At 70.1% G+C, this 10449-nt stretch carries 13 protein-coding genes; 5 read left to right on the forward strand and 8 right to left on the reverse strand.

The window, feature by feature from the left end:
• Positions 1-873, reverse strand: an 873-nt coding sequence (locus tag HUV01_RS07100; protein ID WP_254606449.1) for an EamA family transporter, incomplete at its 3' end; no start/stop codon positions are given.
• Positions 874-1063: 190 nt separating this feature from the next.
• Here HUV01_RS07100 and HUV01_RS07105 point away from each other — a divergent pair.
• Both HUV01_RS07105 and HUV01_RS07110 read left to right on the forward strand, forming a co-directional pair.
• Positions 1064-2419, forward strand: a complete 1356-nt coding sequence (locus tag HUV01_RS07105) for a Gfo/Idh/MocA family protein (RefSeq protein ID WP_217430940.1) — start codon at positions 1064-1066, stop codon at positions 2417-2419.
• Between the two features lies 1 nt (position 2420).
• On the forward strand, positions 2421-2858 hold the full coding sequence (locus HUV01_RS07110) for a DMT family transporter (RefSeq protein WP_217430941.1): 438 nt from the start codon (positions 2421-2423) through the stop codon (positions 2856-2858).
• 27 nt (positions 2859-2885) lie between these two features.
• Here HUV01_RS07110 and HUV01_RS07115 read toward each other — a convergent pair whose 3' ends face one another.
• The 3 genes from HUV01_RS07115 to HUV01_RS07125 form a co-directional block, all read right to left on the reverse strand.
• Positions 2886-3779, reverse strand: coding sequence for an SDR family oxidoreductase (locus HUV01_RS07115; RefSeq protein WP_174297604.1), 894 nt, complete (start codon positions 3777-3779; stop codon positions 2886-2888).
• 73 nt (positions 3780-3852) lie between these two features.
• The gene (locus tag HUV01_RS07120) at positions 3853-4752 is read right to left on the reverse strand and encodes a glycosidase (RefSeq protein ID WP_438827155.1); all 900 of its coding nucleotides are present in this window, start codon (positions 4750-4752) and stop codon (positions 3853-3855) included.
• Positions 4753-4847: 95 nt separating this feature from the next.
• Positions 4848-5615, reverse strand: a complete 768-nt coding sequence (locus HUV01_RS07125; RefSeq protein ID WP_174297606.1) for an SDR family NAD(P)-dependent oxidoreductase — start codon at positions 5613-5615, stop codon at positions 4848-4850.
• Positions 5616-5831: 216 nt separating this feature from the next.
• Here HUV01_RS07125 and HUV01_RS07130 point away from each other — a divergent pair, with 216 nt between their 5' ends.
• The 3 genes from HUV01_RS07130 to hslU all read left to right on the forward strand — a co-directional run bounded on the left by HUV01_RS07130 (position 5832) and on the right by hslU (position 8403).
• On the forward strand, positions 5832-6371 hold the full coding sequence (locus tag HUV01_RS07130; RefSeq protein WP_174297607.1) for a glycoside hydrolase family 108 protein: 540 nt from the start codon (positions 5832-5834) through the stop codon (positions 6369-6371).
• 91 nt (positions 6372-6462) lie between these two features.
• Positions 6463-7029, forward strand: a complete 567-nt coding sequence (gene hslV, locus HUV01_RS07135; protein WP_174297614.1) for an ATP-dependent protease subunit HslV — start codon at positions 6463-6465, stop codon at positions 7027-7029.
• Between the two features lie 63 nt (positions 7030-7092).
• Positions 7093-8403, forward strand: a complete 1311-nt coding sequence (hslU, locus tag HUV01_RS07140; RefSeq protein ID WP_174297608.1) for an ATP-dependent protease ATPase subunit HslU — start codon at positions 7093-7095, stop codon at positions 8401-8403.
• 21 nt (positions 8404-8424) lie between these two features.
• On the opposite strand, the gene HUV01_RS07145 is transcribed toward hslU, so the two are convergent.
• The 4 genes from HUV01_RS07145 to HUV01_RS07160 form a co-directional block, all read right to left on the reverse strand.
• Positions 8425-8844: a hypothetical protein gene (locus tag HUV01_RS07145; RefSeq protein ID WP_174297609.1), complete on the reverse strand. Its 420-nt coding sequence runs from the start codon at positions 8842-8844 to the stop codon at positions 8425-8427.
• Positions 8845-8883: 39 nt separating this feature from the next.
• Positions 8884-9612 carry a hydroxyacylglutathione hydrolase gene (gene gloB / locus HUV01_RS07150; RefSeq protein ID WP_174297615.1) on the reverse strand — a complete coding sequence of 243 codons (729 nt, stop codon included), beginning with the start codon at positions 9610-9612 and terminating at the stop codon, positions 8884-8886.
• A 7-nt stretch (positions 9613-9619) separates the two neighbouring features.
• Positions 9620-10054: a VOC family protein gene (locus HUV01_RS07155; RefSeq protein ID WP_174297610.1), complete on the reverse strand. Its 435-nt coding sequence runs from the start codon at positions 10052-10054 to the stop codon at positions 9620-9622.
• A 21-nt stretch (positions 10055-10075) separates the two neighbouring features.
• On the reverse strand, positions 10076-10449 hold a 374-nt coding region (locus HUV01_RS07160; RefSeq protein WP_174297611.1), incomplete at its 5' end, for a tetratricopeptide repeat protein.

Consider the following 10449-nt stretch of genomic DNA (forward strand, 5'->3'; position numbering starts at 1 on the left):
GAGCGTGCTGCCGACGGAGGCGACGACGACGGCGGCGATCCCCGCCCATTGCCGCCCGCCCAGCGTCTCGCCCAGCACCGCCAGCCCCGCGAGTGCGCCCACCGCCGGCTCCAGGCTCAGCACCACGCCGAAGACGGGCGCGGGCAGCCGCTTCAGCGCGATCATCTCCAGCGAATAGGGCAGCACCCCGCACAGCAGCGCCACGCCCACGCCGGTCGCCAGCACGTCCGGCCGCAGCAGTACGACGCCCGCCGCCGCCACCCCCGCCGGAACCGCCACCAGGCTCGCGACGCACAGCCCCAGGCAGACGATCCGGTGGCTGGGCACCAGCGCGGAGGCGCGCTTGCCGGTGACGATGTAGAGGCCCCAGAACAACCCGGCGGACAGGCCGAAGCCGACACCCGCCGGATCGAGCGGGGCAAGACCGGCGCGCGGCGCGACCAGCAGCGCGATCCCGCCCCCCGCCAGCGCGATCCAGGCGAGGTCCAGTCGCCGTCGCGAGTGGATCAGCGCGACCCCCAGCGGCCCCAGGAACTCGATGGCGATGGCGATGCCGAGCGGCAACCGCCGCACGCAGGCGTAGAAGCTGAGGTTCATGCACGCCAGCACCACGCCATAGGCGGCGACCGCGCCCGCCTGATCGCGCGTCAGCCGCCACCGCCACGGCCGCTGCGCCGCGACGAGCAGCAGCGCCGCCAGCCCGACCCGCAGCGCCGTCATCCCCGCCGCGCCCGCGACCGGGAACAGCGTCTTGGCCCATGAGGTGCCGATGCACAGCGACACCATCGAGGCGACCAGCGGCGCGACCGGCGCGAGCGGCGCGAGGCCCGCGAGGCGGGAAGGCGCGGCGCGGGAGGGAAGGGGGTCCGTCACCGCCCGGGTCCTAGCGGCGAGGGCGGCGGGCGCCAGCGTTCGTTCGTCGATGCCCTATCCTCCAACCTCTCCTTCGGTTCGCCCCGGGCCTCGACGGACCCGGCATAGACTGAGATCGGACCCTGGCCTCGCGTCCCAAACCCGCGCTCGCACGTTCAGCCCGCACGCGACCCTCGAAGGGACAAGGCCTGTGGACAACGTTGACGACGATAGGGCGCTCGACCGCCGCCGCCTGCTCAAGCTCGGCACCGCCACCGCCGCCGGGCTGATCCTCGCCCCCGGTGCCGCTGGCGCGCAGCGCGTGCCGCCGACGCCCGGCATCCCGCCCAGCCCCGGCATCCCGCCCAGCCCCAGGATCCCGCCCAGCACGGTCGACACCGGCCATGTGGAGGGCGGGAAGGTCCGCTTTCCCGCCTGGCGCGCGCCCGCCGACACGCCGTCCGCACCGCCGCCCTCGCCGCTGCCGCCCGAGCAACGGGTGGGCTTCGCGATCGTCGGCCTGGGCCGGCTGTCGCTGGAGCAGATCCTGCCCGCCTTCGCCCAGTCGATGAAGGCAAGCCCGGTGGCGCTCGTCTCGGGCACTCCCGACAAGCTGCGCGCGGTGGCGGCGCAATACGGCATCCCGCCCGATCGCTGCTACGACTATGCCGCGTTCGAGCGGCTGCGCGACGTGGCCGAGGTGAAGGCGGTGTATGTCGTCACGCCCAACGGCCTCCACCGCGAGTATGTCGAGCGCGCCGCGAAGATCGGGAAGCATGTCTTGTGCGAGAAGCCGATGGCGACATCCTCCGCCGAGGCGCGGGCGATGGTCGCGGCCTGCGCGCACGCGAACGTCAGGCTGATGATCGCCTATCGCATCCAGTTCGAGCCGTACAACATGCGCCTCATGGAGTGGACGCGCACCCGGAAATACGGTCGCCTCGTCGGCATGAGCGCGATCAACGTCCAGACGGTCGCGCCCGACGGCGCGCAGCAGTGGCGGCACAAGAAGGCGCTGGCCGGCGGCGGGTCGCTGTTCGACATCGGCCTCTACTGCATCAACACCGCGCGCTTCCTGACCGGCGAGGAGCCGGTGCAGCTATGGGCGACCCGTTACAGCCCGACGGCCGATCCGCGCTATGCCGAGGTGGAGGAGACCAACGCCTTCACCCTGCGTTTCCCGTCGGACGCGCTGGTCCAGTGCTTCTGCTCCTATGGCGCGCGCGACGACAAGAACCAGCGGTTGAACTTCGAGACCGCGGCGGTGGAGATGCCCAACGCCTACCAATATCGCGGCCAGCGGATGACGGTGATCGGCCGCGAGGGCGACGCGACCAGCCTGGACGAGCTGGTGCTGGAGCCGCGCAACCAGTTCGCCGCCGAGATCGACCACCTCGCCACCTGCATCCTGGAGGACCGCCGCCCGCGCACGCCGGGCGAGGAGGGGGTGCAGGACCACCTGATCATGGAGGCGGTGTACGAGAGCGAGCGGACGGGCCGGACGGTTGCGCTGCCGCGCCACGAGGGCCTGGACGCGTTCCGCGGCCCGCCCGTGCAGGAGGCCTGAGGTGGGCGGGATCGCCGGATACCTGTTCGCCGCGCTCGCCGGGATGCTCAACACGATGCAGAGCGGCACCAACTCGACGCTGGGCAAGTCGGTGCCGCCGGGCTGGTCGGTCGCAATCGTCGGTTGCGCGACGATGCTGACCGGTCTGGTCTTTGCCGCCGTCACCCGCTCGCCCTTCCCGCGCGCGGGAGCACTGGTGCCGTGGTGGGGATGGGTCGGCGGCTGTCTGGGCGCGGTGTTCGTCCTGTCGACGCTGCTGGTGGCCAAGCAGCTGGGCGCGGGCGCGTTCCTCGCCACCACGGTGACGGCGGGCGTCATCACCAGCCTGGCGATGGACCATTGGGGGCTGCTGGGGTTTCAGCAGCACACGGCCAGCCTGCCGCGCCTGGCGGGCGGGGCTCTGATGATCGGCGGGCTGGCGCTGATCGCGCGGTTCTGAGCGGGGCGGCGACGCCCCGCTCAGGCTTCACGCCACCCCAGCGCCGCCCGTTACCCCGTACACCTCGCCGTTGATGAAGCTGCCCTCCTGGCTCGCGAGCAGCACATAGACCGGCGCGATCTCCACCGGCTGCCCGGGGCGGCCGTACTGGCTCTCGCTGCCGAACTTCATCACCGCCTCCGGCGGCTGCCCGCCCGAGGCCTGGAGCGCGGTCCAGAACGGGCCGGGCGCGACGACGTTGGCGCGGATGCCCTTCTCGAGCAGCTGCTTGGCCAGCGCCTTGGTATAGGCGACGATACCCGCCTTGGTGGTGGCGTAGTCGAGCAGGATCGCGCTCGGCTCGTACGCCTGGATCGAGGCGGTGGTGATGACGCTCGCACCCGCCGGCAGATGCGGCACCGCCGCCTGCGCGATCCAGTGCATCGCGTAGAGGTTCGTCTTCATCGTCAGGTCGAAATCCTCCAACGTGACCTTCGAGATGTCCGGCCGGTTCTGCTGGCGTCCCGCATTGATGACGAGGATGTCGAGCCCGCCCAGCTTCTCCACCGCCTGGTGGACGAGGATGCGGCACCACGTCTCGTCGGTGACGTCGCCGGGCAGGTCGACCGCGCGGCGCCCCTCCGCCTCGATCAGCGCGAGCACCTCCGCCGCGTCGGACCGCTCCGACGGAAGATACGAGATGGCGACGTCCGCGCCTTCGCGGGCGAAGGCGATCGCGGCGGCGCGGCCGATCCCGCTGTCGCCGCCGGTGATGAGCGCGCGGCGACCGGCCAGCCGGCCGGAGCCGACATAGCTCGTCTCGCCATGGTCGGGCCTGGGATCCATGTCGGCCGCGCTGCCGGGCGCCGGCTGCGGCTGGCGGGCGAAGGGCGGGCGCGGGTACTGGTGGCGCGGGTCCTGCATGGGCGGTCGGTCGGTCATGGTTTGTCCTCGAAAAGGTCGAGGCGATAGTGGACGAGCGACGCGCAAGGTTCCCTGCCGGCCGGGATTACGCTCAGCTGCGCCTGATCCGCGCGCGCGCCAGCCGGCGGTCCTCCAGCGAGTAATACAACCAGATCTCGCCGTCGCGGCTCGTCACCGACGCGGCGAAGGCGATATCGCTCGCCGTCCGGTCGGGCGCGGGCGGCGGGGTGACGAGCGGCTGGATGCAGCGGTCGACGACCCGCATCAGTTCGCGGTCGAACGCCACCCAGCCGATCCGCCAGCGCGCGTCGTGCGTCGCGCCGTTGTAGAACATCACCGGCATGGCGGGATCGTCCAGCAGCATCGGACCGGTGGACAGGTGCCAGTTGTCCCACCCGTCCTCGCGCGGCATGAAGGGCGTCGGCTGCTCGTCCCACGGCCCGTCCACCCTCGGGCCGATGGCGAGACCGATCCGGCTCGCCTCTTCGGCCGCATATTCGTAGAACAGGCTCCAGCGCCCGTCCTTCTCGCGGTCGACGGTCGCCTCCTTGGTGTTGCCGAGCGACTTGGTGGAGGCAAGCGCCACGCCGGTCTTGGTCAGCGCGTCAACGCCCGGCCCGCTGGCATAGAACATCTCGCCATGCGCCATGTCGGCCTGGACGCCGGTATAGTAGACGACGTAGCTGCCGTCCTCCATCTTGACGACCGTGGGATCCTCGACCCCGCCCGAATCCTGGTCGTCGCCCGTGCCGGGCACGATGGACGGCTGGTCGAGCATGGCGAAGTTCACGCCATCGGTGCTCCATCCGGCCCAGATGATGCCGGTGTCGGTCATCGGCTCGCCGGGCCGCGTGACCGCGCGCACCATGATGCCGGTGCGCCCGTCGGGCTCGAGCCAGACATAGGGGCTCATCAGGTCGCGGGCCATCAGCACCGGCGGACCCGTCAGGACGATGTTCTGGATCTCCTGCACGTTGAAATCGACCAGCATGGCCGACGGCCCGACCACCCCCTTGCGGTCGCCGGTGGGATCGGGCGCGGACGCCGGGATCGCAGTGGTTGTCGCGCGCGGACCGACCTCGCCGGTCACGCGCCGATCGCCTGCATCAGCGAAAGGCCGCCGTCGATCACGATCCGCGCGCCGGTGATGTAGCTCGCCTTGTCGGACGCGAGGAACACCGCGAGGTCGCCTACTTCCTCCGGCTGGCCGGCGCGATCCATCGGGATGTTCTGCGTCAGCGTCTTGCGATACACGGGATCGCTGCTTGCGCGCTCGTTCATCGGCGTCAGGATCATGCCCGGCTCGATCGCATTGACGCGGATGCCATTGGGCGCCTCCTCGATCGCCAGCGTCTCGATCAGATTGGTCAGGCCGCCCTTGGCCGCGCAATAGTCGGCGCCGCCCGACCGAACCGCATAGGCGTGGATCGACGAGATATGGATGATCGACCCCGGCTTGCCCGCCGGCCGGTCGCGCACGAAGCGTCGCGACATCAGGAACGCGCCGGTCAGGTCGGTGTCGAGCATCCGCTCCCATTGCGTCATCGACATCTGGCGCACGGTAACGCCGGCCATGTTTATGCCGGCCGAGTTCACCAGCACCGTCGCGAGGCCGTACGCCTGCTCGGCCGCGGCGAACGCCGCCTCCGCCGATGCCTCGTCGCCGACGTTGCACTGCACCGCGATCGCATCGCCACCTGCCGCCTTCACCTTGGCCACGGTATCGCTGCCGTCGTTGCGGGCATCGTGGAACAGCACGACGACATTGTCGCCCTGCGCCCCGAACGCGATTGCGCAGGCGGCGCCTATCCCGCTCTCCGCGCCGCTTACCACGACGCATCTCCGGTCGGTCATGTCGTCACTTCCTTGTCGTGCCGTGGGGTCATCGGCGGCGTTCGCCGCGACCGCCAGTGTCGAATGCGTCATCTACGCCGTGCGGAGCGGGGAGGTTCCGCCGACAGGGCGGCCGGTTCGTCACCCCGGAACAGGTCCGGGATGACGACGGAAGTTCGTCGCTGTCCTACAATGTACCAGACAGGTTACTCCCGGTCTTCCGACAGGAGCACGGCCATGGACATCGATCATCTCGTCGACATCGTGATCGCCCGCGAGGGCGGCTATGTCGACCATCCCGCCGACCGGGGCGGGCCGACCTGCTGGGGGATCACGCAGGAGGTGGCGCGGGCGGACGGCTACTTCGGCGCTATGCGCTCGCTGCCCCGCGAGCGGGCGGCGGCGATCTACGCGCGATCCTACTGGACCGCGCCGGGGCTGGACCGGATGGCGGGCCTGGCGCCTGCGCTGGCGGCGGAGCTGTTCGATGCCGGCGTCAACATGGGGACGGGGACCGCGATCGGCTTTGCCCAGCGCGCGCTCAACGCCTTGAACCGGGGCGCCAGCGACTATCCCGATGGGCCGGTCGACGGGAAGCTCGGCACACGGACGCTCGCGGCGCTGGCGGCGTTCCTGAAACGGCGCTCGCCGGGTGGAGAGGCGGTGCTGGTAAAGGCGGTGCAGGCGCTGCGCGGTGCACGCTACGTCCAGCTTGCCGAAGAGCGACCGGCGGACGAGGCGTTCCTCTATGGCTGGCTGGCCAACCGGACGGGATGACGCGCACCGCGCCGTTCCTGTGTTTCCTGTCGTCATGGCGTTCCCCTTGCGCTCGATTGCGGGCCGGGCGGGCGGCTCCCATATGGCCGACATGAGCGAGAACAAGCCGGTGTGGCACGGCACCACCATCCTGTCCGTGCGCCGCGGCGGCCGCGTGGTCATCGCCGGCGACGGGCAGGTGACGCAGGGGCAGACGGTGATGAAGCCCAACGCTCGCAAGGTGCGTCGGCTGGGCGGCAAGGGCTCCGAGAACGGCAAGGTCATCGCCGGCTTCGCGGGCGCCACCGCCGATGCCTTCACGCTGTTCGAGCGGCTGGAGGCGAAGCTGGAGCGGCATCAGGGCCAGCTGCTGCGCGCCTGCGTCGAGCTTGCGAAGGACTGGCGCACCGACAAGTTCCTGCGCAACCTGGAGGCGATGCTGATCGTCGCCGACACGGACGTGACGCTGGTCGTGACGGGAAACGGCGACGTGCTGGAGCCTGAAGGTGGAATCGCTGCGATCGGTTCGGGCGGCAACTTCGCGCTCGCCGCCGCCCGCGCGCTGGTGGAATATGAGGCCGACGCCGAGACCGTATGTCGCAAGGCGATGGGCATCGCCGCGGAGCTGTGCGTTTACACCAACGATCGGCTGACCGTGGAGAGCCTGGAGGCCTCCTAGCTCCCCTCCCGCGCGCCTTCCCACCCCCAACCCCTCCCGCGAACGGGAGGGAGCGAGAACGAAATGAAAGACTCCCTCACCCCCAAGCAGATCGTCGCCGCGCTGGACGCGCACATCATCGGCCAGGCGGAAGCCAAGCGCGCGGTCGCGGTCGCGCTGCGCAGCCGCTGGCGGCGCCAGCAGCTCAGCCCCGAGCTACGCGACGAGGTCAGCCCCAAGAACATCCTGATGATCGGGCCGACCGGCTGCGGCAAGACCGAGATCAGCCGCAGGCTGGCGAAGCTCGCCGACGCGCCGTTCGTGAAGGTGGAGGCGACCAAGTTCACCGAGGTCGGCTATGTCGGCCGCGACGTGGAGCAGATCGCCCGCGACCTGGTCGAGGAGTCGATCCGGCTCGAAAAGGATCGCCGCCGCGTGGCGGTGAAGGAAAAGGCCGAAGAGGCGGCGATGAAGCGGCTGCTCGACGCGCTGACCGGCAAGGACAGCAGCCAGGCGACTCGCGAGAGTTTCCGCCAGCGGTTCCGCGAGGGCCATCTCGACACTGCCGAGATCGAGGTCGAGCTGGAGGCTGCGGCGCAGATGCCATTCGAGATGCCGGGCGGCGGCGGCCAGGTCGGCATGATCAACCTGGGCGACATGATGGGCAAGGCGTTCGGTGGCGGTGGCCAGCCGCTCAAGCGCCGCCGCCTCCTCGTGCCCGCCGCCTGGACCAAGCTGGTCGAGGAGGAGGCGGACAAGCGGCTCGATCAGGATGAGGTCAGCCGCGTGGCGCTGGCGGACGCGGAGGAGAACGGCATCGTCTTCCTCGACGAGATCGACAAGATCGCGGTCAGCGACGGACGCGGCGGCGCATCGGTCAGCCGCGAGGGCGTGCAGCGCGACTTGCTCCCGCTGATTGAGGGCACCACCGTCTCGACCAAATATGGGCCGATGAAGACCGACCATGTGCTGTTCATCGCATCGGGCGCGTTCCACGTCGCCAAGCCGAGCGACCTGCTGCCCGAGTTGCAGGGACGCCTGCCGATCCGCGTCGAGCTGAAGGCGCTGACCGAAGCGGATTTCGTTGCGATCCTGTCCGATACCAAGGCCAGCCTGCCGCAGCAGTACCGCGCCCTGCTGGCGACCGAGGGCCTGGAGGTCGCCTTCACCGACGACGGCATCCACGCGCTCGCGCGCATCGCCGCGGAGGTGAACGCCGAGATCGAGAACATCGGCGCGCGCCGGCTGCAGACGGTGATGGAGAAGCTGCTGGAGGAGGTGAGCTTCGAGGCGGAGGATCGCTACGGCAGCGTCGTGACGGTCGATGCCGCCTATGTCGATCGGCAGTTGGCCGGCGTCGCCCGCGACACGGACCTTAGCCGCTACGTATTGTAGCGGTCCAGGTCTAGGTCCGGATCACGGGCGGCTGTACGGCGTGAACGATCCCAGCGCGCAACTGCCGGTGGGTACGTTGGTGCCGGTCTGGAACGTCTGCCCGATATCGCCGCGACACAACCGGCCCCCGTGGGAGATCGTCACCAGATAGTCGCCCCGGTCCAGGCCCTCGCATCCGCCGCCGGTGTCGTTGACGTACACAAGCCTGTTGCTCACGATGTAGACGATCTTCGCGCCATAGGGTTCGCTGTGGACCGTGGGATACTGGGGAATGCAGTCGGTCTGCGGCCCCGGCGACAGGCCGGCGAGACGGGCGTCGAGCTTCTGCTGCGTCGTCGCGGCCGCCGCCTGGTCGCGGGCACGCTCGGCCGGCGTGACGGTGCATCCGCCGGCAAGGGCGCAGCCCGCCAGCAGCGCGAGAGTGACGGTCGTCGGTCGCATCGCGTCGTTCCTTGTTACGGTAGTGCGCGGTCAACGCGCCTAGCCGCGAAAGGAATCTTTCGCCGCCCGTCGCTGCGCCAGTTGTTCCGCCGACCGGGCACGCAGAAACGGGTTCGTCGCGCGCTCGAGCGCCATCGTGGTCGGCACCGTCGGCTCGCCCAGCGCCCGCAACCGGTCGACGTCGTTCATCCGCGAATGGATGGCGGCGTTGTCCGGCTCCGCGGTCAGCGCGTAGCGTCCGTTGGCCTGGGTATATTCGTGGCCGCAGTAGATCACCGTGTCGTCGTCCATCTCCGCGAAGCGGGCGAGCGAGGCGAACATGTCCGCTGCCGTGCCCTCGAACAACCGGCCGCAGCCCATCGCGAACAGCGTGTCGCCGGTGAAGACGATCCGGTCGTCGGGGAAATGGATGGAGACGTGGCCGGCGGTATGACCCGGCGTTGCGATCACCCGCGCGCAATGGCCGCCGAGCCGAAGCATGTCGCCGTCCGACACGGTGGCATCCAGCCCGTCGATCCTGGCGGCTTCCGCAACAGGACCGGTGATCGGCGCGCCCGTCGCGGCCCGTACCGCGGCGTTGCCGCCGGTATGGTCGGCATGCCAGTGCGTGTTCCAGATCTGCGCTATTTGCCAGCCACGCGCCGCGGCGGCATCGAGGACAGGCCGCGCGTCACCCGGATCGATCGCCACGGTCTCATCCGATTGGGGATCGTGGACCAGCCAGACGTAATTGTCCGACAGGACCGGCACGCGGGCGACGTCGAGCACGGCCATCTTACCAGCTTCCGACATTGGGCATCGACACCCAGGGCTCGGCGGGTTCGAGCGAGCCATCCTGCAGCAGCTCGACCGAAATGCCGTCGGGGGTCCTGACGAACGCCATGCGCCCGTCGCGCGGCGGCCGGTTGATCGTGACGCCGCCGTCCATCAGCCGCCGGCAGGTGTCGTGGATATTCTCCACACGGTAGGCGAGATGGCCGAAGTTGCGGCCGGCGCCATACTCCTCCGGGTCCCAGTTGTGGGTCAGTTCCACCTCCGCGTTCGCCCGCTCGCCCGGCGCGTTCATGTCCTCGGGCGTAGCGAGGAAGATCAGCGTGAACCGCCCCTGCTCGTTCTCCATCCGTCGGACTTCCTTCAGGCCGAGCAGGTTGAAGAAGCGGATCGTCGCGTCGGGATCGGCAACGCGGATCATGGTGTGCAGGTAATGCATGGCTGGACTCCGTTGGCGCCCTCAACGTCCCTCGCGGCGCTTGGTGCCGGCGGGCGCGGCGGGGACCGGTGCTTCGAACTGCGCGAGCGCCTGCGCGGCGCTGGCGGCGGCCGGGCTGAGCGGCTGGACCTTCATCGCCTGCCGCCATCCGGCCTGCGCCTCTGTCGCATCGCCGCGAGCAGCGGCGACGTTGCCGCGTTCCAGCTCGACCGAGGCATCGTCGGGAGCGCGGCGCAACGCCTCGATGATGTCGCCCTGCGCACGCGTCAGATCGCCGGTGCGCCGCGCAAGCGTCGCGGAGAGGAGCCAGGCGAGCGGATCGTCCTTCGCCGTCGCCAGCGCCGCGTCGATGTCCCCGCGCGCGCGCGCCGGATCGCCCGCCGCCACGAGCGACC

The organism is Sphingomonas bacterium (assembly GCF_903643035.1).
Lineage (GTDB): Bacteria > Pseudomonadota > Alphaproteobacteria > Sphingomonadales > Sphingomonadaceae > Sphingomonas.